The organism is Rummeliibacillus sp. TYF-LIM-RU47 (assembly GCF_008638315.1).
Classification (GTDB): Bacteria; Bacillota; Bacilli; order Bacillales_A; family Planococcaceae; genus Rummeliibacillus; species Rummeliibacillus stabekisii.
This window is the reverse complement of the sequence record NZ_VVIR01000001.1, coordinates 947,563-971,304: the sequence shown is the minus strand read 5'-3', so window position 1 is coordinate 971,304 and position 23,742 is coordinate 947,563. Positions and strand designations below refer to the sequence as shown.

Genomic DNA, 23,742 nt, shown 5'->3' with positions numbered 1-23,742 from the left:
AAAGTTTATTTCTCATTACAAGATTAAGCGACTAAAATACTTATAATGATTGTTTAATGATAATTAATATCAAATGATAAAAATCATTAAAACATAAAATGGATAATGAGAAGCTCAATACCGAATATTATTGCAGCTAATACTCCAATGGCGATGAGTCGATTCCAATGAAGCCCCTGCCGCCTAGAATTATAAAATGGTTTAGGGACAAGCACAATTGAAAATAGCAATAATAAACAAGTGTATAAAAATTGAATAGGAAACCACCAAAAAACGTAATTCCAAATAGCGTTTTGAGTAGCGATTAGGTAAGCTGAACAAAAACCAAAAAAGGCGCTTTTACAGACGACTACTAATCTTGTTCCATGGCGGAACCATTGATGTGTAGCAAGCAACACTAAGAAAAGATACGGCATAAATGCTGGCCATAGCGATTGCCACATTTTTGGCTTACCCTCAAACAGAAGGCGAGGATCAATTATAGATATTAGCCATTCGGTTTGTTCGGGAGCTGAAATCTTAAAAGCTATAATTCCACCAATGAAGCCAATTGAAATGATTAGAAAAAAATACGATAGTTGCAATGAACGATTCACTAGGTCACCTACTTTCTAATAGTACAACCTATGCTCCTCGTTCTAAAAAATACCTTATTTTGATAGATTATTTTTTGCCCACATAATTGCTAGAATTGTTTTCGCATCATAAATTTGTTGTTCCTCTACTAAACGCTCCGCTTCTTCAATGGAAACTTCCAAAAGTTCAACAAATTCATCTTCATCTGGGCTTGCTGGTTGTTCTATTTGATATAAATCTGTTGCAGCATAGAGATGGATAATTTCATCAGCAAATCCAGGGGAGGTAGCGAATGAATAAATCTTTTCGAAGTTATTCGCACCGTAGCCTGTCTCTTCTTCCAATTCACGCATGGCTGTTTTTTCTGGAGCTTCACCTGGCTCAAGCTTACCAGCTGGAATCTCAATAATACTTTGTTCGAGAGGCTTACGATATTGTTCTACCATAACTATTTTCCCTTCCTTTGTTACAGGAATAATAGCAACAGCTCCCGGATGTTTTACTAATTCTCTTGAAGCAGTTTTGCCATTTGGTAGTGTGACTTCATCTTTTTGGACATTAATAATACGTCCTTTATAAATTTCTTCTGTTGAAATAGTTTTTTCTTCAAATTTTTTCATTGTCGAATTCCTCTCTATTGTTATTTATCTATGAATCATTGTACCATTATCTTTAAAGGAGGCGATAGTTTTGGAAAAAAGACGGTTAGGAGCAAGTGAATTACTATTATCAGAAATAGGTCTAGGATGCATGTCTTTGCCGACAAATCGTGTTGACGCATCATTTATAGTTGATACCGCAATCGATGCAGGCATTAACTACTTTGATACAGCTGACCTCTATCAGCGTGGCATGAATGAAGAAACCATCGGCCATTTACTAAAAGAAAAGCGAAAAGATATATTACTGGCGACAAAGGTGGGGAATGTATGGAATTCTTCTTCTGATTCATGGCACTTTGACTCTTCCGCTCAACATATCAAAAAAGCTGTCAAAGAGAGTCTGAGTCGTCTTCAAACAGATTATATCGACTTATATCAGTTGCACGGTGGTACCTTAGGGGAAAATTGGGAAGAGATCATTGATACATTCAATGAACTGAAACAAGAAGGTTTTATTCGGGAATACGGTATTTCTTCTATTAGGCCAAATGTTTTTATACCCTTTTTAAAAGAGAGCAAAGCTGTATCCATTATGATGCAGTATAGTTTGCTCGACAGACGCCCAGAAGAATGGTTTGATTCCATTAAAGAGCTCGGTGCTTCAGTAGTGACTCGTGGATCTCTTGCTAAAGGACTTCTCACAGATGATTGGAAAAATAGGGTTCAAAAAACCAATGGTTATTTGACATACTCACAAGAGGAACTACAAGCTACCTTAACCAATTTGGCGAATGCGGCCCCTTCATTACATGTAACCGCCTTGCAAAGTGTTCTACAGCATAAAGAAATTGCCTCTGCTATTATCGGAGCAAGCACACGAGAACAAATTGCAGCAACTATTCAAGCCTATAATCACATTGACCATTCTAATGATAGTAATTTAGTCGAATTAACAAAGCTAGACCAATATACAGAACATAGACTATAAAGTAAGTCACCTCACTTAGGAGATTATTTCATCTAAATTTTCTTATTCAGCCATCAGCTGGATTATAAAAGCCGCGAATAGCTGCATTTAAGGATAGGACAAAGTATGTCTATCTTTTTGATGCAATACTATTCGCGGCTTTTAACCTTTAAAATTTGGAACCTCTGTCTCCATATTCATCTAATAATTCTGCAAAAGATTTATTCTTCTCTCGTTGCTTGCGCTCAAATGCTAATTGTGCTGCTTTTTCTTCTTGTACCTGTTGCTCTTTTGCCACAAGTTCCTTTTTCGCTAGCTTTAACTTTTCCAATACATCTCCGTTTAATTGATCTTGCAATGTAAGCTTTTCATCTTTTTGCTCTTTTTGAGAAGTTATATTTTGGTTTTTTCTTTTCTTAGCCATTTACAAAATTCCTTTCAAATTCCATTTCACTTTATCAAAATTCCAAGTCAACTCATATTATATTATAAAGCAATACAAATATTAAAAGTAAAAGACTTCAGAAAAACGAGGGATTTGATTCATTGCAAACAAATGTTTATGGCAGGAATGTAAAAATCTATATTGGAAGCAGGGGTGTCGATGAAAAAGAAGTTTTTTTGGATTTTCGGGTTAGTGACAGGCATTTTTGGCGGCATCCTTTCATTAGCTGGTTATCTAGTTTCAAGCCAACTCATTTATATAAAGAAAAAAGATGACTTGTTTATTTTAGAAAGAGAAAAAAAAGCTTTACGCTACGACGAAAAATGGTTCAATAGAGTAGAAAAAGAGGATATTATGATCTCTTCTCCAAATGGTTACGTCATAAAAGGAATCTATTTTAAGCCCCTACAGACAAAGAAGACAATGATTATTTGTCACGGTGTCACGGAAAATAAGGTAAACTCAGTAAAGTATGTAAGACTTTTTGAACGATTGGGCTTCAATACCATTGTTTATGATCATCGGAGACACGGAGAATCAGGAGGAAAGACCACAAGTTATGGCTTTTATGAGAAATTCGATTTAGAAGCTGTGCTACATTATATAAAGGAACAATTAGGGTACGATTCTATTATCGGCGTTCATGGTGAATCAATGGGTGCAGCTACCACCCTTTTATATGCCGGTATACTGGAAGATAGAGCGGATTTTTATATTGCTGATTGCCCGTACTCTGATTTCTATGAACAGCTTTTGTATTTAATGAAGAAAAAAACTCCATTAAAGAGTCCTTTAGCTATAAAACTTGCTGAGATTTTTTTACGTCTTCGAGATGGCTATTGGTTGAAAAATGTTGCTCCGAGAACAGCCATTCCTAATATTACAAAACCTGTCCTGTTCATTCATAGCCTTCCAGACGACTTTATTTTACCTGATATGACGATTGAGTTATATCAATTAAAAAAAGGCCCCAAAATGCTAAAGTTATTTGAACATGGGGCACATGCACAATCATTTAATGAAAATCCAGATGAGTATGAAAAAACTGTGCATACATTTATCGAAAAATATATTACAAATGAACAAGAAACATAAAAAACAGCACTCATTGGAGTGCTGTTTCTTATTTATTGTTTACTTTATTCATTTGGTTCATCATTTGTTTAATTTGTTTTTCTGATGGCTTTCTACCCATTTGAGTCATCATCATACGTAACATTTGTTCATTGATTGGTGGGTTTTCTTTCAGATATTTCATCATATATTGTCTTGCAATAAAGAATCCGCCAACTAAACCAATAATTAACGCTACAATAATTAATGTAATCGCTAGTCCAGTATTCAACTAATTTCCTCCTCTAAATTGTGCATACGAGAATATCTCTCCAAAGAGGATTATACAACAAAAATGTCATGGACACTACTATTTCTCTTATTTTTGGTGACTGAGTCTTTCTCCTGCTAGCAAAGAGACACTGCTAACTTTCTGCCAGAACAGAAAATTTTGGAGGTTTTAACCAGCCACATTCCATTTCGCCCTTATTGAAGCCAATAAAACCAGAGCTAATTTTTGATAATGTTGCAAATAAATCTAACTCTAACATACGGGAGCCAATACAATAAACATTTAGATAGTATGGCTGAATTTCTATGTGAAGATCTCCTTTGAATTGATTACTTAAATAGATTTCATGGTTTTTAATATTAATAGCAGAAAAACTAGTATGTAAATGTTTTTCTATGCTAGTTTCAATATCATCAACAGGCAACGTCTCACATAAATAAGCTAATTCCTGTGATGGATAAAAATTGTTTTGGTTCGTTTTGACACCATTAATTAATTCGAATAAAAGACGTTCTCTACCATATATAAATGATTGATGTTTTGGTTTAATGTGAAAGATTGAGTAAACACGCATTTTTAAGCCGCCCCTTTCTTTCTACTAAGTATACCTTCAATCAAGTGAATATTTTGTCAATTTAAACTGTAAATACCCCACTTTCTTTGTCAAAAAACAAAAAGTAGAGGCATATTCCCTCTACTTTTTGGTATTTCTATTTATTTTGCCATTAAAGCTTTAACTTTCTCTACTACGTTGTTTACTGTAAAGCCATATTCTTCGATTACTGATTCTCCAGGTGCACTAGCTCCGAATCGGTCAATAGCTAAAACATCACCTTCAAAACCAACATATTTATGCCAACCAAATGAAGAAGCCATTTCAATTGCTAAACGTTTTGTTACGTTTTTAGGCAATACGCTTTCTTTATATGCTGCATCTTGTTCGTCGAAACGACCTAGATCTGGCATTGATACAACTGTAACATCGATTCCTTCGCTAGCTAATGCTTTTTTAGCAGCAACAGCTAACTGTACTTCAGAACCAGTTGCTAATAGCAATGCATCAGCCACTTCTTTGTCTGCCTTTTCAACAACATAAGCACCTTTTTCAACGCCTGTATAGATTGCATTTGCATCTACATCAAGCACTGGCAAGTTTTGTCGTGACAGCACTAAAGCAGTAGGTTTATTTTTAGATGATACTGCAAGTTTCCATGCGGCAGCAGATTCGTTAGCATCAGCCGGACGGATAACAGAGAGGTTCGGCATCGCACGCAATGCAGCTAAATGTTCAATTGGCTCATGTGTTGGACCGTCTTCACCAACAGCAATAGAATCATGTGTAAACACATATGTCACAGGAAGTCCCATAAGTGCAGATAAACGTACGGCAGGGCGCACATAGTCAGAGAAGACAAAGAATGTTCCACCAAACACGTGAAGACCGCCATGCAAAGCCATACCATTTAATGCAGCACCCATTGCGAACTCACGAACACCGAACCAAATATTACGTCCAGCTCGTTCAGTTGCAGAGAAATCTCCTGCATCCTTAATAGTAGTTTTATTAGAGCCAGCTAAGTCAGCACTTCCTCCAAAGAAAGAAGGCAATTTCTTAGCTAAGGCATTAATCACATCACCTGATGATGAACGTGTAGCTACCGATTTGCCTGGCTCGAAAGCTTTGATTTCTGCGTCAAAGTCTTCAGGCAGCTCTCCATTAATTGCTTTTTCTAGCTGTGCAGAAAGTTCTGGGTATGCTTGTTTGTATGCTTGGAATTGTTCATTCCATACAGATTCAGCTTCTTCCCCTTGAATTTTCGCTGCTTCTTTAAATGTTTCGTATACTTCCTCAGGAACGAAGAAATCTTCATTTTCCCATTGATAAGCTTGTTTTGTTAGTAGAACTTCATCAACGCCAAGCGGTGCACCGTGAGATGATGATTTACCTGATTTGTTAGGAGAACCAAAGCCAATAACTGTTTTAATCTCAATTAATGTAGGTTGTCCTTTATGAGTTTTTGCTTTTTCAATTGCTGAATTAATAGCTTCAATATCATTGCCATCGTCAACCAAGATATAATTCCAGCCATATGCTTTAAAACGCTCAGCTGTATTATCTGAGAATGATTTATTCAAATCACCATCTAATGAAATATCATTACTATCGTATAAGACAATTAGTTTATCTAATTGCAAATGGCCTGCAAGTGAAGCTGCTTCTGCAGATACACCTTCCATTAAATCTCCATCTCCGCAAAGCGCGAATGTATAGTGATCTACAATGGAATGTTCTGGTTTGTTGTATACTCCTGCTAAATGCGCTTCAGCCATCGCCATACCAACAGCCATAGCAATCCCTTGCCCCAGTGGACCAGTTGTCGCTTCTACTCCAGCAGTGTGCCCAAATTCAGGATGGCCAGGAGTTAATGAATTCCATTGACGGAAGTTTTTAATTTCATCCATCGGTAAGTCATAACCACCTAAATGAAGTAGGCTGTATAATAACATTGAACCATGTCCTGCTGACAATACAAATCTGTCACGGTTAAACCATTTTGGATTTTTTGGATTGTGTTGCATTTGTTTTGTCCATAGCGTGTAAGCCATTGGTGCTGCACCCATTGGTAAACCTGGATGACCAGAATTTGCTTTTTCGATTGCATCAATCGACAAAGTTCGAATTGTATTAATTGCAAGCTGATCTGCTTGTAGCGTCATGAATAGACATCCTTTCTGAAAGCAAAGTATTATTCTATTACAGTTTAGTCAACATTATGTCAGAAAACAATATTTTTTCGACATTTACTTTACCTTATTAATTCAAAGGATTATTTCGTTTTTGAATTTCCTTTACCTTATCCGGTGTTACTTCATCGCCATTTGGATCAAATACTCGGACATGCTCAATGGTGTCTCTCATGGAATTACGGAATGTATCCAGATATTCTTTTCGAAGTGCTGTTTGTTCTTTCGCTTCCTCAACACTTAGTCCTTCTGCTTTTGATTTTCTAGACAGGAAATTAATGCGATCAATCTTTTCTTTTGGCAACATTTATATACACCCTTTCATATTCTTCATATCTTAAAGAGTATGTAAAATATGTTTTAAGTGCAAGCGTTAAGCATTATTTGGATATCAAGCCAACCTGTATCATAAAGTAAACTTTTCGACAGTTTACAGTTAATTATTGTGCTCTTCGAATTCTTTATAGCGTCTATGTACTGTTGCTTTGCTAAGTTGGAAGCCCAATCCATTTAAAGTAGCAGTGATTTCTTCAAATGTTAGCCCTTTATTTCTCAATTGAATAATCTGTTCAATTGGAGCATCAATTCTTTCTCTACCTTCTGGATTGCCCCGATCCTTTAAGTTATTTTCAGGCCTATAGCCGTTTTGTACAGCCCTTTTCATCCCACGACGTATTTTGGCATTATGTAATTTCCTTTGATATTCCTCTACTAGTGCCAATATTTCAAGCAACATTGTATCCATTTCATTCAGCTGGATATTGCCTGAATTATTAAGAGTAAAAATAGTCACTTCCATTTTATTAAGTAGATGTAATACGGCCATGCGACCATTCCCACGTCCTAATCGCGTTTCATCCTGCACAAACAATGCTGTAATATGTTGTTCTTTAATATAATCCAGCAAATCCATGAGTCCCTCGCGTTCTACGTCATAGCCGCTATGCCGATCTTTAAATACACTCATAACATTATAACCTTTTGTTTTGGCAAACTCTTTTAGTTCACTTTCTTGCCGTTCTAGCGAAGAATCTTGGGATTCTTTTTCTGTACTTACACGGCAATATAATACTGCTTCTTTCCCTCTATTCATTCATTTTCACTCGCCAACTCTATTCCTTTTTTATTCGTGTTAGTTTTTTTGTACGCAGGAATAGATAAAGTATGACCAGCTATAATGCGTCCGTCAATAATATTGTTTTTATCTTTCACTAAAGAAACCCACTCACTTTTGGATAAATCCCCTTTATAAAGTCCAGATAGCGACCATAAAGTATCTCCTTCTTGGACTTCTATGTTTGTGTAGCTAGTTGTATCCCGATTGATAACCATAAGAATAACCATAATCGCGAATATGAATGCAAATAAATAGGTGGTATTTCGATTTTTTTTAATCCAGTTCATAAGGATCTCCCCTTCATCGAATGTTTGTTCGTAGTTTATATAATTCAATATAATACGAACATGCGTTTTTGTCAAATAAATTTCGAACCTATGTTTGCATCCATTTAATAGACATGTTATACTTCATTTAACAATTAAAGAAAATTGCTGATAAGAGGGTGAGCAAATTGAAAAAGGTATCAAAAAGACAAGATGATATATTGGAATTTATAAAAGAAGAAGTACGCACTAAAGGATATCCGCCTTCTGTACGAGAAATAGGCGAAGCAGTAGGTTTAGCTTCCAGTTCAACTGTCCACGGCCATTTGAATAGATTGGAAAGCAAAGGGCTGATCCGCAGAGACCCGACAAAACCGCGCGCTATTGAAATCTTAGATCAAGGAAATGTTACCAAACAGGGTGTTATGCATGTTCCTTTAGTTGGGAAAGTAACTGCCGGGTTACCTATCACCGCTATCGAAAATATTGAAGAGTACTTCCCTATTCCTGACACTTACGGTGGATCAGATGACCATATTTTTATGCTTGAAATCATGGGTGAGTCTATGATAGAGGCAGGAATTCTCGATGGAGACTACGTGATTGTCAAACAACAGGCAACTGCCAATAATGGAGATATCGTAGTAGCTATGACGGAGGAGAACGAAGCAACAGTAAAACGTTTTTATAAAGAAAAGGGACACTTCCGTTTACAACCAGAGAATTCCTCTATGGAGCCAATAATTGTTGAAAACGTTGCTGTTCTTGGTAAAGTTGTTGGTCTTTATCGAAACATATACTGATAATTAAAAAAACAATCGAGTCTATTATATTACCTGTAGACTGATTGTTTTTTTATAAACACAAAACAGATAGCGCGGGTGTTAAATTAGGATTATTTTGCGCCTACTTAAAGTGCTATTTTGCAGTATGAAAACATTGCGTGTTTCTTTTATTTCTCAACTAGCTTTTTAATCGCCAACATGGACTTACCCTGAATAATACCTGTATCTTCAAATTTAAATGAAGCGTATAATGTTTTAGCTTTGATATTACTTGTTTGATAAAAGAGAGCTATATATTCTGCTTCACCATATGGCCACGTTACGATCTCCTTCAACATTTTTTCAAATGCAAGTTTGCCATATCCTTCCCCTTGGTAACTCTTTCCAATCATAATATGCCAAATAAAATAGCTCTTCTTGCCGTAAAAATCTTCCTTCTCAAACGATTCGTGATCCAACGTATCATAAATATACATCAAAAATCCAACCACCACTTCATCGGCATAAATGGCATAAGGTGTAGCAGGTATCCCTTCTGCATTCAACATATGAGCATCTGCAAAGCTTCTTAGGTTAGTAGTTTCTATAAAGTCTTTTTGGTTTTCTTCAACTTCAAGTGCTATTACTTTCTCTATGTTATCTCCAGTTATTTTTCGTAATTCAATCATTTTCTATTTTTTCTCCTCTCTTAATACAATCCACTACCTCCTTGCACAATCAAAACATAGTCACATATCATACGATTATTCTCATAATATGTTGTACAAAGTATTCACCAGTAATAAACTCTACTCATCCTGATTTTTCATTCTAGCGCCATACATAATTGTAATAAAACTTAAAAACTTCCATTAATCAATATAAGTAAATATATTACAGTGTATAATATAGGTAAATACAGGGTTATAAATTTTTAGATTTAACAGTCAGATGGTTTAACACATCATCCGTTGCGCAAAAATATCTCTCGACAATTGAGTGAAGCAAAAACACAACATTTCTGTTTTCCGAAGCGCTTAAGTATGAACGTGATAAGGCTACTATTATTGTTTAGGATTAAGGTTATCTGGGTGAAGTAAGCAAGACTAATATCAAAAAGTGACAGAGGTGGGTTTGAAGATGGATACTTTTAAAACTTCAGAAAATGATGACGGTTCTTATATTGACTTGGAAGTTCTACAACATTACTTGGCAACTGGAAGAGAAGTTGAATTCTCCTATCATAAAACAAAATACTATATAGCAAATAGCTCTCAAGGATATTTACTTTTAGAAGTATTTCCAGGTTCTGATACCGAGAGTAAGGGTATTTCTGATAGTTTTAATGATACAAATGAATTTTTGCTTAATGTTAAAATCGCTAATAATTCATTAAAAGAGATTTTCTCGAAGCATACTAAGAATATAGAGATCGTCTTTATCTATTAAAGATTGAAATGGGTGACTTGCTAATCCTGATAGAGTGTTATGGTATTTAGTTTTTTAGTTGTCTGTGACTAAATAGAAATAGACCTCAACATGTAAAAGATATTAGGATCCTACGACATAAAATTGAGTTTATTGTTAGTATTATTTTATTTTGGTATCGCATTTTTTATTAAAAATTATTTGACTATCTGTTTTTGTTCTTCTAAAAACTGATTCCATCTATTTAAAAATAGTTCTTGATTTTTCTCTGTTACTTCAAAAGTCATCGAGAAATATCGAAAATCACGAGCTGGTATTGAAGGTATTTTAAAATCCCAAATAACATCATAAACTTTGGTACTATAGTCTATTTCTTTTAATTCTGAGTCGTATCGTTTCGGATGATTATATTTTTTGGGGTTTTGATACAACCACAATAAAGCAATATAAAGATATTTGTTTTTACAGTCAATCATGAATTGTTTATTTTCCAATAACATTGAATCAATTATTTTCTCTTTTATTAAAACATTAATATGCTTTTCAGCTAAGTCTTCTTCATTATTAAAAAGTGAAGCAAGCTCAAATAGCGTATTTGAAGTATTACCATTAATTGATACCTCTGATACTGCTTTTTCAATAGCATAATTTAGAGAAATATATTGACTTTTTAATCCAAAATTTAATTCATTCCAATTTAAAGAGGCATGATCTATAAAGAAAGCATACGGAATATTTAAATTTAACGAGTTCTCTGGCATATCTAAAATAAATTCTTCACTCTGATAATCTATCATATTAATCATTCATCTCCTTTTCGACAAAATAAACTACCCTTAGGTATTTAACCAATAGCTTGTTGTACCCGGTATCGCATTTGATGCGTGATTTGTCCTTCTCTATTAATTGTATAATGAACTATACCTTCTTCTCTTTCAATGTTTTTCCTTCCTTTTATCAATTTACTTTTCTTTACACCTTTTGCTGTTTTATATTCTTTTCAAATTTTGTAAATCCTGTATGCATAATAGACAACTATCAATACATAAGAAAAACGCTGGGACTTTGAATCCCAGCGCTTTTTATTTTAGTAAGTTTTCATGTATTGGTCACGTTCCCATTGGTGGACCTGTGTTCTGAAGAAATCAAATTCTATTTCTTTTGCTTCACGGAAATTAGCATAAATATGCTTTCCTAAAGCACCTTGAATGACTTGATCTTCAGCAAGTGCGTGCAATGCGTCGTCTAGGTTTGCCGGCAAATTACCAATGCCTTCTTCTAGTCTTTCTTCTGCATTCATCACATAAATATTTCGATCAACTGCAGGTGGCGGTGTCAACTGTTGCTCAATACCATTTAATCCCGCTTCTAGAATAACAGCCATCGCTAAATAAGGATTTGCCGCTGGATCAACTGAACGTACTTCAATCCGAGTAGATAGACCGCGAGATGCCGGAATACGGATAAGCGGAGAACGATTTTGTGCTGACCAAGCAATATAACATGGAGCTTCATAACCTGGCACTAATCGTTTGTAAGAGTTCACTGTTGGATTTGTCACAGCTGTAAAGCCTTTGACATGTTTTAATACCCCAGCCATAAATTGATACGCTGTATCGCTCAATTGCAGGTCGCCCTTCGGATTAAAGAAAGCATTTTCTGACCCTTTAAATAAAGATACATTACAATGCATCCCAGATCCAGCCACACCAAACAATGGTTTAGGCATAAACGTTGCATGTAAACCGTGTTTACGAGCAATTGTTTTTACAACCAATTTGAATGTTTGGATGTTATCGCATGCTGTAATTGCATCTGCATATTTAAAATCAATTTCATGTTGGCCCGGTGCTACTTCGTGGTGTGATGCTTCTATTTCGAATCCCATTTCTTCCAACTCAAGCACAATATCACGACGGCAATTTTCTCCTAAGTCTGTTGGTGCTAAATCAAAGTAACCACCATGGTCATTTAGTTCAAGTGTCGGTTCGCCCTTTTCATCTAATTTAAATAAGAAAAACTCAGGCTCAGGTCCTAAATTAAAGCTGGTAAAGCCCATTTCTTTCATACGGTTTAATATGCGACGCAAGTTATTTCTTGGGTCTCCTGCAAACGGTGTACCATCTGCACTGTATACATCACAAATAAAGCGGCATACTGTACCTTTGCCGATTGTCCATGGGAATACAATAAATGTATCTAAATCAGGATATAAGTACATATCAGATTCTTCAATACGCACAAAACCTTCAATAGACGAGCCATCGAACATCATTTTATTATCCAACGCTTTTTCTAGCTGACTTACAGGTATTTCTACGTTCTTAATAGATCCTAATACATCTGTGAATTGTAAACGGATAAAATTCACTTCTTTTTCTACGACCAATCTACGAATATCATCTTTTGTAAACTTTCCCAATGAAATCTCTCCCTATATGTAGAATTTTTTAGGTGTTATGAAAAGAAACGAGATAAATCTCCATGTCGGATAGAGGTTTTTTGCATACTTTGCGCTTGACGCATTTCTTCTCGTAAAATCCTTCTTAAATCTTCATCAGTAATTTCTTTCTTCAATTGCTTGGTAACAAGCGGTTCATTTTTCATTTCAAATACTTTTTTTATTCCAGCCATATTGATGCCTTGTTCTAATAAATCCTTAATCTCTAATAAATCATCAACATCATTTAATGAAAACATCCGGCGATTCCCTTCAGTTCTTGCTGGAATAATAAGCTCATGTTCTTCGTAATAGCGAATTTGACGAGCGGTTAAATCAGTTAGTTGCATCACAATGCTAATTGGCAGCAAAGGCATAGTCTTTCTAATCTCTTTATTCAAATCCTTCACCTCACCTTTCACAAGTTAATTTTATAACATGTTAGTTTTACTGTCAACAACATGTTAGGTTTTCTAACATGTAAATTAAAACTTAATTAACCTGTTTTAAAATACGTATTCTTTCCATCTAGGAAATATAAAAAACACCCTTCCTCATAATCGGAAGGGTGTTTTATCATCTCTTAATAGCTCTGTTTTTACCTTTTAGTGCTTTGAAGTTGTTGAGCTGCACTTAAAATCGCAAACTTTACGTGTTCATATGTCAAGCCACCTTGAACATAGGCAGTGTATGGAGGGCGAAGCGGACCATCCGCTGATAACTCAATACTGGCTCCTTGTACAAATGTACCTGCAGCCATGATCACATCATCGTCATACCCTGGCATAGGAGCAGGTTCAGGTGCAAAGTGTGCATTGACAGGGGAATTTTTTTGGATAGCCTGGCAAAATTGGATCATTTGCTCTGGCGTGTTAAATGAAACTGATTGAATTAAATCTGTCCTTTTTGCATCATAGCGCGGCGATGGAGACATCCCAATATCCTCAAGTACAGCAGCAGTAAATATAGCTCCTTTTAATGCTTGAGCCACTACATGAGGAGCTAAAAAGAATCCTTGATACATATCTAACAATGCGTTAAGAGATGGACCTGCCTCTGCTCCAATACCAGGTGAAGTCATGCGGTATGCGCATTGTTCGACATATTTCGCCTTACCTGCAATATAACCCCCCACTTTTGCTAAACCGCCGCCAGGGTTTTTAATTAAAGAGCCTGCCATAAGATCTGCACCCAGCTCAGTAGGTTCTACTGCATCCACAAATTCACCGTAGCAATTGTCTACAAAAATGATGGCGTCACTTTTAATCAACCGGATTTTTTGAATCATTTCAGCGATTTGATCGATCGTAAACGATGGTCTCGTTGCATAACCCTTAGAACGCTGAATAGCAATTACTTTCGTTTTATCAGATACTCTCTCTTCAACCTGATCCCAATCAATATATTGATCGTCCAATAAGTCAATATGCTGGTAACTAATATTGAAGTCTTTTAATGAGCCAGTGTCTTGATCTCCTCCATCCACAATAGACTGAAGTGTATCATATGGCTGTCCTGTAATATACATCAATTCATCACCTGGTCTCAGCACTCCAAAAAGGCTAAGAGTGATGGCATGTGTACCCGAAATAATTTGAGGTCGAACAAGCGCCGCTTCCGCTCCGAATGTCTCAGCATAGATACGCTCTAGATTATCACGCCCTTCATCATCATATCCGTACCCTGTTGAAGGATGGAAATGATGTTCGCTGACATTATTATTACGAAAGGCAGAAAGTACTTTTTGTTGATTATAAAAAGCCATTTCATCCGCACGGTTAAAGTAGGGTTTAACCTTCTCTTCAATTTTCTTTGCTAGCATCAATGTTTCATGTGTTAATGGTGACTTGTAAGCCATTTTCTCTACTCCGTTCTCTCTAATAATCCCAATCATCATTATTATTGTTTAAATAGCAAAAGACGATGCACAAAGCTGTGATCGTCCTCTTTCCATATAAAAATTAAAATTCCAATTCGCCTTCCCAAGCACTCATGCCGCCTTCAAGATTTGTTACATCGTAACCAAGCCCTTCAAGGTAAGAACATGCGCTGAAGCTGCGTCCGCCTGCATGGCAAACAAAGATATAAGGGGTTTCTTTATTTAACTCTTCCATACGCTCTGGAATTTGACCAAGCGGGATATGGCTTGCTCCAGGAATAATACCATTAGCCACTTCCTCATTTTCTCGAACGTCTACAATATGTAAATCTTCGTTCGCATCTAATTTGTTTAATACTTCTTCAGGTGTGATTGTTTTCATAAATAATTCCTCCAATAATTTTTAAGTATAATATAGAAGGCCGTAAGAAAAAAGAGTTAACCACTGTTATAGCAGGTCAACTCTTTCATCTATGCCGTCTATCAAGTACTATTAGCTTTTAACCATCCAATTTGCAAATGAAAAGTTTAGGTGGGATTGCCGGTTAAACCCTTGATAAAAACGACACATAAACGCAGTAACCCTTATTACTCTTCTTCTTGTTGGAATGCGACAGGCTTAGATGGTGCAAATGTAGAAATAGCATGCTTATAAATCAAATGTTGCTTTCCTTCTGCTTCTAGCAAAACAGTGAAATTATCGTATGAACGGATCGTACCCTTTAATTGAAAACCATTTAGCAAAAATACTGTAACAAAAATCCCATTTTTTCTTAATTGATTTAAATATGCATCTTGTAAATTAACTGTTTTCAATCCTTTTCCCCCTCGTTCTCTTTTAAGTATTTATTCGCCAAATTGATGCCGAATCCTCTATTTGCTTAAAATTTGACTTAATATTTCCACTATACCCATTTCTGCGTTATACCATTCAATTTCCATCTTATTACGAAAATAAGTAAGCTGACGTTTTGCATAATGCCTAGAATTTCGTTTTAGGGTTTCTATAGCTTCATCCAATGAGACTAACCCATCTAAATATGCATAAATTTCTTTATAACCAATCGCTTTAATAGACTGGACATCGCGTATTCCCCTTTTATAGAGCCGTTCCACTTCTTCAAGCAACCCTTTATTGATCATTTGGTCTACTCGCTGATTGATTCGACTATATAGCATTGCTCGATCCATATCCAAACCTATGATCCGATGTTGATAGATTGGGATGTTTCCACGATGCTGTTCTTCATTTGATTTTTTGATCGTGCTGTGTTCTGCCATTTCAAGAGCACGTATAACACGCCTTGTATTATTGGGATGTATAGTGCTGCCTGTTTCGGGATCAACTGACATCAGCTTTGCATGCATAGCTTCCGGTCCTTTTTCCTCTAACTCATCGTAGTAACGACGTCTAATTTCTTCATCAATTTTTTCGTCTGTAAAACGAAAATCATATAGCACAGATTGGATATAAAGACCTGTGCCTCCTACAATAATGGGGAATTTCCCTCTTTCTTTTATTTCATTAATTTTATGCCTTACTAATTGCTGGTATTCTGCTACAGACATTGAATCTGTGGGCTCTTTAATATCCAACAAATGATGTGGAATCCCTTCCATTTCACCTGGAGTTATTTTAGCGGTACCTATGTTTAAATCCTTATAAACCTGCATGGAATCACCATTGATAATTTCACCATCCAGAGCTTTGGCTAGTTTAATACTTAGTGCTGTTTTCCCCACAGCAGTAGGCCCTACAATCGCTATTACATCTATATCTTTTTGTTGCATTCTTTTTTCTCCAACCAATTCAGTATTGTTTGTATGACAAAGTCATTATTTATTTCATTTAAAATTTCATGACGCATTTCAGCAAACAGCTGTACAGTAATATCTTGCAATCCCGCTCGGCTCAACTGCCTAGCTACACGCCAAACCCCTTTTTCAAAGCCGCCTACCGGATCTTTTGAACCGCTAATTAGTAATATCGGTAAATCTTTTCGAATTCGCGCTACTTCAGCGCGCTTTGACAATGTAATAATACCTCCCAATAAATCTACAAAAAATTGATTGGTAGAGATAAAACCACAATCATCATCCGCTAAGTATTTTTTAATTTCTGCTTCATCTCTCGTGAGCCAATCTACAGCTGTTTTGGGTTGATTGATTTTGTTGTTGAACAGACCAAAAGATAATTGATTCAACAGCTTACTTTCTTCACGTTTGCCTTTTCCAGCAGCTAACCCTTTTGCCAAATTGGCACCAGCATAATGCTGTACACCGACTGAACCGGTTCCACAGTAAATCGCCTTGCATAGCTCCTCGCTATATAATTCTGAATATCTCCTAGCGACAAAAGAGCCCATGCTATGTCCGAAAAGAATCATTTTCGGCAGTTCGTACTGTGTGCGTATTTCATCAGTTACTGTCTTTACATCTTCTACCACATGTTCAAAACCATTCTTCTCACTAAAAAATCCTTTTACTTCGTGATTTAATTCGGCCGTTTTGCCATGGCCTCGATGGTCATGCATGGAGACAAGATATCCTGTATCTGCTAATTTTTCTGCAAAGCCGAGATACCGGCCTTGATGCTCTGCCATGCCATGTAAAATATGAATATGGCCTTTAATCACTTTGGAAGGCTCAATAATCGTAGCAGCCAAACAATGACCATCTTTAGCTGCTACGTTGAGTGTTTTCTTATTCATATGATGCTCCGTTTGCAAAGTGTCCTGCATCATAAAGTAGATCTTCTAACTCTTTAGTGAATTTATTTACTTCTTCGGTTGTATATTGCAAATACTTACTCATCAAGTTGATCACTTCATCTTTATACATCTTCACACTGTCAATATCAAAGTACATTTTAGAAGACCGCCGTACTAAGAAATCTGCTGGTTTATATGCCATTTCAAATTGGATTGCATAAATCAACTGTGCATGCATAGCAAGAGGCAGTTGAATTCCTTCTTCTCTTGGCAATGTTTGCATAATACGATACAATTCATCAATATTTGTTCCATAACGTCTTACAAGTCTCTCTGCTTCGTTAAAGGTTAAACCATAACGTGTTCCTTCTTGCGCCTTGTAATGTATATATGCTTCAAAATTTCCAGAATGAATGCCTTTCGCCCCGGATAGAGACAAATCTTTTGTAATACATGGTCCGACTTTTTTAAATTTATGGCTAGATACTATTTTATCTACTGTTTTCTCTGCCATCTTGCGGTACCCTGTCAATTTGCCGCCTGCCATTGTCAGCAATCCAGTAGGTGATTCCCAAATTTCATCTTTGCGTGATATCTCAGATGGATCTTTTCCTTCTTCATAAATCAGCGGCCTTACACCTGCCCAGCATGATTCTACATCTTCTTCAGACACATCTACATCAGGGAAAATATAATGAATCGTATCTAAAAGATAATCAATGTCTTCTTTCGTCGCAACTGGCTTTACTGGATTTTTATCATAAAATGTATCCGTTGTGCCAACATATGTCTTGCCATCCCGTGGAATAGCAAACACCATACGGCCGTCAGGTGCATCAAAGTAAATAGATTGTTGTAATGGAAAATGCGATTGATCAATAACGATATGGACACCCTTTGTAAGTCTAAGCTTTTTATTATTACTGATTTTATCTTTTTGGCGCATTTTATCTACCCATGGCCCTGTTGCATTCACGACAGATTTTGCTTGAATTGTCCATTTTCTTTGAGTGATTTGGTCTCTCACAACTGCCCCGGCTACTTTTTTGCCATCGTATACAAAATCCTCAACCATCGCATAGTTTAAGCATACAGCACCTAATTCTACTGCTTTTTTCAGAACTTCAATCGTTAAGCGGGCATCATCTGTACGATACTCTACATAATAGCCTCCGCCTTTAAGCTTATCTTTGTTCAATAATGGCTCTTTCGCTAACGTCTCTTTCGGCGATAACATTGTACGACGTTCGGATTTCTTGACGCCTGCAAGCCGGTCATACATATTTAATCCTAATGATGTGGATAAAGGCCCAAATGTACCTCCTTTATAAAATGGAAGTAACATCCACTGAGGAGTCGTAATATGCACACCATTTTCATAGACGATTTCTCTTTCTCTGCCCGTTTCTTTTACAATACCGACTTGCAACTGTTTTAAATAACGTAAGCCGCCGTGCACAAGCTTAGTTGAACGACTGGATGTACCCGCAGCAAAATCTTGCATTTCTACTAAAGCTACGGACAACCCACGTGATACCGCATCGAGCGCAATCCCAGCGCCCGTAATACCCCCACCTACAACTAAGACATCGAATGAATAGTTGTTCAACGTGTTCATTACTTCATCTCTTTTAATGGCTGAAAACATATTAAATTTCCTCCTTTTGCACTTTTTACATCACTCGTTTAAACATTTTTTCAATTTCATATGTTCTAAAATGAACGATCACTGGCCTACCGTGCGGACACGTAAATGGATTCTCCCTCAGCTTTAAATCCTCCAATAGCCTTTCCATTTGTGGCTGATCTAAATAATGGTTAGCTTTAATGGAACGCTTGCAGCTCATCATTATCGCTGCTGACTCTCTCAATTTTTTTATATCCGTTACGCGGCTATGCAGCACCTGTTCAATTAACTCTTCAATAATCTCTGATTCCATATTTACAGGGAACCAGGTCGGATATTCCCTTACTATAAATGAGTTTTGGCCAAATTCCTCGAGATATACACCTACTTCTTCGAGAGCCTTGGTATTTTCCTTCAAAGTGAGTGCTTCATCCGCTGAATAATGGAAGGTCAATGGTAGAAGCAGCGCTTGACGTTCATCAGGATTTACTTCCCCAACCTTTTCTTTAAAATACTCATACTTTATCCTCTCTTGCGCTGCATGTTGGTCAATAAGATAGAATCCGTCTATGCTTTGCGCCACAATATACGTGCCGTGTATTTGGCCGACAACCTCCAATTCCGGAAATGGTTCCTTGAAAGAATTAGGTTGTTGGCTTTCCTGAGCAATTGGAACATTAGAATCACCTTCCAATTGCTCAGCACTCTCATCCACGCCATCTATCATGTCTATTTGCGGCCCATCTTTTAACTCTTCCCATTTCTCCTCTACAATAAAACCTTTGTCTTGCCCTTTTAAATCTTCTGGAATAAATGGTTCTTCCTTTGACTTAGGCTTTTCATTGAATTGAGGTAGGCTCGTCGTGTCGTAATTAACCGTCTTCCAGAAGTTAATTTGTTCTGTAGAACGCGGAGTCTTTTTCTTTTTCTCCATTATTTCAGGAGGCTGCATCGACTGACGAATCGCACGGTGAAGAGAAGTTTCAATCAATTGGATTAAATCGGGCTCTTTACTTAAACGTATTTGCTGTTTTGCAGGATGAACATTCACATCAGTTAAATAAGGGTCGCCTTCAATATGAAGCACAGCTATCGGATATCTGCCTATTGGCAAGAAAGTATGATAGGCATCAATTAACGCCTTTTGAATAGTGTAATGACGCACCCATCGTCCATTAACAAATATAGAGATGTAATTTTTAGAAGCTCTTGTGATTTCAGATGCTGTCGCATAACCAGATATAGTATAGTCATTTGTTTGACCTTCAAAATGTACCATTTTTTTCGCATTAGCCACGCCGTAGATAGCTGCTAATACCTGCCTTACATCACCACGCCCATTCGTTTTAAGCAATGTATTCGCCCCGTGCGCGAGCCTAAATGCGATATCTGGATAGCACAATGCAAGACGGTTCATCAAATCAATCGTATGGCCAAGCTCTGTTTGTATAGTCTTCATATACTTTAAACGTGCAGGAGTATTGAAAAAAAGCTGTGAAACAGTCAGGTTAGTTCCCTTGCGCAAAGGCCCCGGTTTTTGCTCTACAATATGTCCACCCTCCATAAAAACTTCAATACCACTTTCTCCGTTTGAAGTTTCAAGATGAACTTTTGAAACCGATGCTATACTCGCAAGTGCCTCGCCTCTAAATCCTAGCGTGCGGATGCGGAATAAGTCATGCTCATTGTTAATTTTACTGGTAGCATGGCGTTGAAAAGAGACTAGCGCATCCTCTTCATCCATGCCGCAGCCATTATCAATGACTTGGATTGAAGTTAAGCCTGCTTCTTCTAATACTACTTCAATAGTAGTACTACCTGCATCGATTGCATTCTCCACTAGTTCTTTCACAACAGAAGAAGGGCGTTCCACTACTTCCCCTGCTGCAATTTTATTGGACAAAAATTCATCCATAATATGAATATGTCCCATTTACTACATCTCCTATTGCTTTAATAATTTCTGCTGAAGCGAGTACACAAGTTGCAGTGCCTCCATTGGTGTTGTACCTGAGACGTTTACTTGCTTCAACGTGTTGATAATTTCATTTTCCGAAGGTGAATATTCTAGCTCAGCTTTCGTTTTACGGGACGCCGGCTTCTCTTCTTCGAAAAGGGAAAGCTGTGTTTCTTCATGCACAGCTAGTGATTTGTTCATGGAATTTTTCTCTATATTTTGGTCAGCGCCTTCAAACTGGTTTAGTAATATTCGTGCGCGTTCAATAATAGCAGAAGGCAATTCAGCTAGTTCCGCTACATGAATACCATAGCTTTTATCCGCTGGTCCTTTTTTTACTTTATGCAAAAATACAACTTTACCGTCTTGCTCTGTTGCAGAAACATGAACATTCTGAAGCCTCTCTAATTCATTCTCAAGCGTTGTGAGTTCATGGTAATGAGTAGAAAATAACGTATTGGCGCCAATCTTGTCATGGATATATTCCATCATAGACTGCGCTAATGCCATACCATCATACGTAGACGTACCTCTACCTATTTCATCAAAGAGTAATAAGCTGCTGCTTGTTGCATTAGTGATCGCTTGCTGAGATTCAAGCATTTCAACCATAAACGTACTCTGGCCACCAGCTAAGTCATCTGCTGCGCCAATCCGAGTAAAGATTTGATCAATGATTGGTAATTCTGCTTCATCTGCTGGTACGTAACACCCAATTTGGGCCATCACTGCAATTAATGCAACTTGCCGCATATAAGTACTTTTCCCGGACATATTCGGTCCTGTAATCAGCATCATATTTTGCTCAGCACTTAAAACGCAATCATTCGGTACATATAGTTGCTTGTTCATCATCTTTTCAACAACCGGATGTCGTCCATTTGTAATTTTCATAGAACGTTCAGTGTGAAACACCGGTTTTATAAAATGATATTTATCCGATACCTCAGCGAAGCTTATGAGAACATCTAATTCGCTAATGGAAGCAGCCAATGCTTGTAGCCGAGGAATAAATTGTTTCAATTCCTCTCTGACCTCTGTAAATAGTTGATATTCAAGGACCAGACTTTCTTCTTCGGCATGCAAAATGATAGATTCTTTTTCTTTCAATTCTTCTGTAATATATCTTTCAGCGTTGGCCAATGTCTGTTTTCGTTCATAACGAGATAAATCTACTGCATTGATATTGGATTTTGTCACTTCAATGTAATAGCCAAATACACGGTTATAGCCGATTTTCAAGTTTTTAATCCCTGTTTCTTGCCGCTCTCTTAGTTCCAATTGAGCTATCCAATCTTTCCCGTTATGTGAAGCATCTCGAAATTCATCAAGCTTTTCATTGAAGCCTTCCCTTATAACGCCACCTTCTTTGACTGAGATAGGCGGATGGTCTGTAATGGCATTACTTAAGTAAGCTAGAACATCACCACACGCGTCAATTACCCGACCTAGCGAAGGAAGTTGATCCCCGTTTGATTTTAATAGCACATTCTTTATAGCAGGAATGTTGTATAGGGAATCACGTAATTGAGCCAAATCTCTGCCTCCTACATTGCCAAAAGCCACTCTGCCAGCAAGTCGTTCTAAGTCATAAACTTTTGAAAGAAGCTCTTTTAATTCTGCCCTTGCAAAATAATCTTCTAGCAGTTCCGTTACAATGTTTAGACGTTGTTCAATTGCACCACGGCTGGCTAATGGCTGATGGAGCCATTGCTTTAATTTCCGACCGCCCATCGCTGTAGATGTATCGTCCAATAGCCAAAGTAGCGTTCCCTTCAAATCACCACGTAATGAAGAAATCAACTCTAGATTGCGTTTGGAGTTGGCATCAATCTTCAAATAATGCTTGGTTTCATGGAAAATAAATGATTGTATGTGACTTAATGAACGCATTTGGGTATGTTCAATATAACAAAGCAATAACTGGCAAGCTTTGTGCAACTCTTTTGGTACATCTGCAAAATAACGTAGATGTTGTTCTGCTACACTATCAACCCTATTCTCGATTGATAGAACAACAGATGAAGAAGAGGCAAGGCTTTGGAAGTCATCGTAAACAGCTTCTTCTATCACCAATTCTCTAATATTCAAAGCATGCAGCTGTTGGAACAATTCTTTTTTCTCGCCTTCAATCCACATTGCAGCCGCTTCCCCTGTTGACAAATCAAGATAACTGAATGCAAATTGATTATTATTTAGTTTTAAAGCTGCACCAATAAAGTGATTGGACTTACCGTCTAGGTCTTTACCTTCCATAATAGTGCCTGGCGTAATAAGTTGAACCACTTCTCGTTTAACTACACCCTTTGCGACTTTTGGATCTTCTGTTTGTTCACAGACAGCTACTTTAAATCCTTTTTGTACGAGTGTTTCAATGTAATTTTGGGCAGAATGATGAGGAACGCCACACATGGGTATACGCTCTTTTGAGCCTGCATCTCTGCTCGTTAATGTAATTTCTAATAATTGAGAAGCACGAACAGCATCATCAAAAAACATTTCATAGAAATCGCCTAAGCGAAAAAATAAAAAAGCATCTTTATAATCTGCTTTTATCTGCAAATATTGTTGCATCATAGGTGTATAAGACATTTTAATACCTCTCTTATGTTGCTAAATCTTATTATTATTATAGCAAATGGATGTCGAAAAATCGTTTATCAGTCATTGGAAAGTGTTTTTATAGGAAGCTCAGCTACTACCTTTAAAATTTTTAAGGCATTTACGTTACAATCCTTTTCTTCCCTGAATAGAACAGCTAAAATAGAAAAGGAAATATTTTTCTGTAATCGTTTTATTACAAGAAATAATTTTTATTATTTAATTTATTATATCTATTTAACGTTTCCTTACAATGGTTTTACCAGATGAGC

The 23,742-nt window shown here is 36.8% G+C and carries 25 protein-coding genes; 4 read left to right on the top strand and 21 right to left on the bottom strand.

The features are described 5' to 3' along the window. Window positions 1-86: 86 nt before the first annotated feature. Together F0527_RS04725 and F0527_RS04720 are read right to left on the bottom strand one after the other, a co-directional pair. Window positions 87-596, bottom strand: coding sequence for a hypothetical protein (locus F0527_RS04725; protein WP_150283960.1), 510 nt, complete (start codon window positions 594-596; stop codon window positions 87-89). A gap of 54 nt (window positions 597-650) precedes the next feature. Continuing rightward, window positions 651-1,196 (bottom strand): NUDIX domain-containing protein, encoded by a 546-nt coding sequence (locus F0527_RS04720; RefSeq protein ID WP_066785903.1) that lies wholly within the window; start codon window positions 1,194-1,196, stop codon window positions 651-653. Between the two features lie 70 nt (window positions 1,197-1,266). Here F0527_RS04720 and F0527_RS04715 point away from each other — a divergent pair, with 70 nt between their 5' ends. After that, the gene (locus F0527_RS04715) at window positions 1,267-2,166 is read left to right on the top strand and encodes an aldo/keto reductase (protein ID WP_150283959.1); all 900 of its coding nucleotides are present in this window, start codon (window positions 1,267-1,269) and stop codon (window positions 2,164-2,166) included. A gap of 148 nt (window positions 2,167-2,314) precedes the next feature. Here the strand turns inward: F0527_RS04715 and F0527_RS04710 are convergent, their stop codons facing one another. Further along, window positions 2,315-2,569, bottom strand: coding sequence for a YqkE family protein (locus F0527_RS04710; protein ID WP_150283958.1), 255 nt, complete (start codon window positions 2,567-2,569; stop codon window positions 2,315-2,317). Window positions 2,570-2,749: 180 nt separating this feature from the next. Here F0527_RS04710 and F0527_RS04705 point away from each other — a divergent pair, with 180 nt between their 5' ends. Then, a complete protein-coding gene (locus F0527_RS04705) occupies window positions 2,750-3,685 on the top strand; it encodes an alpha/beta hydrolase (protein ID WP_150283957.1) in 936 nt (311 codons plus the stop codon). A gap of 28 nt (window positions 3,686-3,713) precedes the next feature. Here F0527_RS04705 and F0527_RS04700 read toward each other — a convergent pair whose 3' ends face one another. The 6 genes from F0527_RS04700 to yneA all read right to left on the bottom strand — a co-directional run bounded on the left by F0527_RS04700 (window position 3,714) and on the right by yneA (window position 8,084). Beyond that, on the bottom strand, window positions 3,714-3,935 hold the full coding sequence (locus F0527_RS04700; RefSeq protein ID WP_066785889.1) for a YneF family protein: 222 nt from the start codon (window positions 3,933-3,935) through the stop codon (window positions 3,714-3,716). Between the two features lie 133 nt (window positions 3,936-4,068). Beyond that, window positions 4,069-4,509, bottom strand: coding sequence for a sporulation inhibitor of replication protein SirA (sirA, locus tag F0527_RS04695; protein WP_150283956.1), 441 nt, complete (start codon window positions 4,507-4,509; stop codon window positions 4,069-4,071). A gap of 140 nt (window positions 4,510-4,649) precedes the next feature. After that, complete coding sequence (gene tkt / locus F0527_RS04690; protein ID WP_150283955.1) at window positions 4,650-6,653, bottom strand: transketolase; 2,004 nt, start codon at window positions 6,651-6,653, stop codon at window positions 4,650-4,652. A 97-nt stretch (window positions 6,654-6,750) separates the two neighbouring features. Then, complete coding sequence (locus F0527_RS04685; protein ID WP_066785886.1) at window positions 6,751-6,987, bottom strand: DUF896 domain-containing protein; 237 nt, start codon at window positions 6,985-6,987, stop codon at window positions 6,751-6,753. Window positions 6,988-7,116: 129 nt separating this feature from the next. Continuing rightward, the gene (locus F0527_RS04680) at window positions 7,117-7,773 is read right to left on the bottom strand and encodes a YneB family resolvase-like protein (RefSeq protein ID WP_066785882.1); all 657 of its coding nucleotides are present in this window, start codon (window positions 7,771-7,773) and stop codon (window positions 7,117-7,119) included. Then, on the bottom strand, window positions 7,770-8,084 hold the full coding sequence (gene yneA, locus F0527_RS04675; RefSeq protein ID WP_150283954.1) for a cell division suppressor protein YneA: 315 nt from the start codon (window positions 8,082-8,084) through the stop codon (window positions 7,770-7,772). Before yneA ends, F0527_RS04680 begins: the two co-directional genes overlap by 4 nt. A gap of 167 nt (window positions 8,085-8,251) precedes the next feature. Between yneA and lexA the strand changes: the two genes are divergently transcribed. Next, complete coding sequence (lexA, locus tag F0527_RS04670; RefSeq protein ID WP_147194027.1) at window positions 8,252-8,866, top strand: transcriptional repressor LexA; 615 nt, start codon at window positions 8,252-8,254, stop codon at window positions 8,864-8,866. 149 nt (window positions 8,867-9,015) lie between these two features. Here lexA and F0527_RS04665 read toward each other — a convergent pair whose 3' ends face one another. Beyond that, on the bottom strand, window positions 9,016-9,516 hold the full coding sequence (locus tag F0527_RS04665) for a GNAT family N-acetyltransferase (protein WP_150283953.1): 501 nt from the start codon (window positions 9,514-9,516) through the stop codon (window positions 9,016-9,018). A 451-nt stretch (window positions 9,517-9,967) separates the two neighbouring features. On the opposite strand from F0527_RS04665, the gene F0527_RS04660 reads away from it, so the two are divergent. After that, the gene (locus F0527_RS04660; protein WP_150283952.1) at window positions 9,968-10,276 is read left to right on the top strand and encodes a hypothetical protein; all 309 of its coding nucleotides are present in this window, start codon (window positions 9,968-9,970) and stop codon (window positions 10,274-10,276) included. A gap of 176 nt (window positions 10,277-10,452) precedes the next feature. Here F0527_RS04660 and F0527_RS04655 read toward each other — a convergent pair whose 3' ends face one another. The 11 genes from F0527_RS04655 to mutS form a co-directional block, all read right to left on the bottom strand. Then, window positions 10,453-11,052, bottom strand: coding sequence for a DUF2247 family protein (locus F0527_RS04655; protein WP_190323379.1), 600 nt, complete (start codon window positions 11,050-11,052; stop codon window positions 10,453-10,455). 290 nt (window positions 11,053-11,342) lie between these two features. Further along, a complete protein-coding gene (glnA, locus tag F0527_RS04650) occupies window positions 11,343-12,677 on the bottom strand; it encodes a type I glutamate--ammonia ligase (protein ID WP_066785865.1) in 1,335 nt (444 codons plus the stop codon). Between the two features lie 35 nt (window positions 12,678-12,712). Then, window positions 12,713-13,096, bottom strand: a complete 384-nt coding sequence (locus F0527_RS04645; protein ID WP_066785863.1) for a MerR family transcriptional regulator — start codon at window positions 13,094-13,096, stop codon at window positions 12,713-12,715. Window positions 13,097-13,293: 197 nt separating this feature from the next. Further along, a complete protein-coding gene (locus F0527_RS04640; protein ID WP_150283950.1) occupies window positions 13,294-14,553 on the bottom strand; it encodes a methionine gamma-lyase family protein in 1,260 nt (419 codons plus the stop codon). A 103-nt stretch (window positions 14,554-14,656) separates the two neighbouring features. Next, entirely contained in the window at window positions 14,657-14,956 is a 300-nt protein-coding gene (locus F0527_RS04635) for a rhodanese-like domain-containing protein (protein WP_150283949.1), read from the bottom strand. A 206-nt stretch (window positions 14,957-15,162) separates the two neighbouring features. Beyond that, window positions 15,163-15,390, bottom strand: a complete 228-nt coding sequence (gene hfq / locus F0527_RS04630) for an RNA chaperone Hfq (protein ID WP_066785859.1) — start codon at window positions 15,388-15,390, stop codon at window positions 15,163-15,165. Between the two features lie 57 nt (window positions 15,391-15,447). Further along, the gene (miaA, locus tag F0527_RS04625; protein WP_150283948.1) at window positions 15,448-16,365 is read right to left on the bottom strand and encodes a tRNA (adenosine(37)-N6)-dimethylallyltransferase MiaA; all 918 of its coding nucleotides are present in this window, start codon (window positions 16,363-16,365) and stop codon (window positions 15,448-15,450) included. Next, the gene (locus tag F0527_RS04620; protein ID WP_150283947.1) at window positions 16,347-17,285 is read right to left on the bottom strand and encodes an alpha/beta fold hydrolase; all 939 of its coding nucleotides are present in this window, start codon (window positions 17,283-17,285) and stop codon (window positions 16,347-16,349) included. The genes miaA and F0527_RS04620 overlap by 19 nt, the downstream gene beginning before the upstream one ends. Next, a complete protein-coding gene (locus tag F0527_RS04615) occupies window positions 17,278-18,933 on the bottom strand; it encodes a glycerol-3-phosphate dehydrogenase/oxidase (RefSeq protein ID WP_150283946.1) in 1,656 nt (551 codons plus the stop codon). Before F0527_RS04615 ends, F0527_RS04620 begins: the two co-directional genes overlap by 8 nt. Window positions 18,934-18,958: 25 nt before the next feature. Next, the gene (gene mutL, locus F0527_RS04610; protein WP_150283945.1) at window positions 18,959-20,845 is read right to left on the bottom strand and encodes a DNA mismatch repair endonuclease MutL; all 1,887 of its coding nucleotides are present in this window, start codon (window positions 20,843-20,845) and stop codon (window positions 18,959-18,961) included. A gap of 12 nt (window positions 20,846-20,857) precedes the next feature. After that, entirely contained in the window at window positions 20,858-23,461 is a 2,604-nt protein-coding gene (gene mutS / locus F0527_RS04605) for a DNA mismatch repair protein MutS (RefSeq protein ID WP_150283944.1), read from the bottom strand. Window positions 23,462-23,742: the final 281 nt, after the last annotated feature.

Bases quoted from the DNA above. Each gene is read 5' to 3' on its own strand.
- yneA (WP_150283954.1), bottom strand. From the start codon at position 8,084: ATGAACTGGATTAAAAAAAATCGAAATACCACCTATTTATTTGCATTC.
- F0527_RS04620 (WP_150283947.1), bottom strand. From the start codon at position 17,285: ATGAATAAGAAAACACTCAACGTAGCAGCTAAAGATGGTCATTGTTTG.
- F0527_RS04710 (WP_150283958.1), bottom strand. From the start codon at position 2,569: ATGGCTAAGAAAAGAAAAAACCAAAATATAACTTCTCAAAAAGAGCAA.
- F0527_RS04680 (WP_066785882.1), bottom strand. From the start codon at position 7,773: ATGAATAGAGGGAAAGAAGCAGTATTATATTGCCGTGTAAGTACAGAA.
- F0527_RS04655 (WP_190323379.1), bottom strand. From the start codon at position 11,052: ATGATAGATTATCAGAGTGAAGAATTTATTTTAGATATGCCAGAGAAC.
- F0527_RS04720 (WP_066785903.1), bottom strand. From the start codon at position 1,196: ATGAAAAAATTTGAAGAAAAAACTATTTCAACAGAAGAAATTTATAAA.
- miaA (WP_150283948.1), bottom strand. From the start codon at position 16,365: ATGCAACAAAAAGATATAGATGTAATAGCGATTGTAGGGCCTACTGCT.
- sirA (WP_150283956.1), bottom strand. From the start codon at position 4,509: ATGCGTGTTTACTCAATCTTTCACATTAAACCAAAACATCAATCATTT.
- F0527_RS04685 (WP_066785886.1), bottom strand. From the start codon at position 6,987: ATGTTGCCAAAAGAAAAGATTGATCGCATTAATTTCCTGTCTAGAAAA.
- mutL (WP_150283945.1), bottom strand. From the start codon at position 20,845: ATGGGACATATTCATATTATGGATGAATTTTTGTCCAATAAAATTGCA.
- F0527_RS04640 (WP_150283950.1), bottom strand. From the start codon at position 14,553: ATGGCTTACAAGTCACCATTAACACATGAAACATTGATGCTAGCAAAG.
- F0527_RS04635 (WP_150283949.1), bottom strand. From the start codon at position 14,956: ATGAAAACAATCACACCTGAAGAAGTATTAAACAAATTAGATGCGAAC.
- F0527_RS04615 (WP_150283946.1), bottom strand. From the start codon at position 18,933: ATGTTTTCAGCCATTAAAAGAGATGAAGTAATGAACACGTTGAACAAC.
- F0527_RS04660 (WP_150283952.1), top strand. From the start codon at position 9,968: ATGGATACTTTTAAAACTTCAGAAAATGATGACGGTTCTTATATTGAC.
- F0527_RS04665 (WP_150283953.1), bottom strand. From the start codon at position 9,516: ATGATTGAATTACGAAAAATAACTGGAGATAACATAGAGAAAGTAATA.
- F0527_RS04705 (WP_150283957.1), top strand. From the start codon at position 2,750: ATGAAAAAGAAGTTTTTTTGGATTTTCGGGTTAGTGACAGGCATTTTT.
- mutS (WP_150283944.1), bottom strand. From the start codon at position 23,461: ATGTCTTATACACCTATGATGCAACAATATTTGCAGATAAAAGCAGAT.
- tkt (WP_150283955.1), bottom strand. From the start codon at position 6,653: ATGACGCTACAAGCAGATCAGCTTGCAATTAATACAATTCGAACTTTG.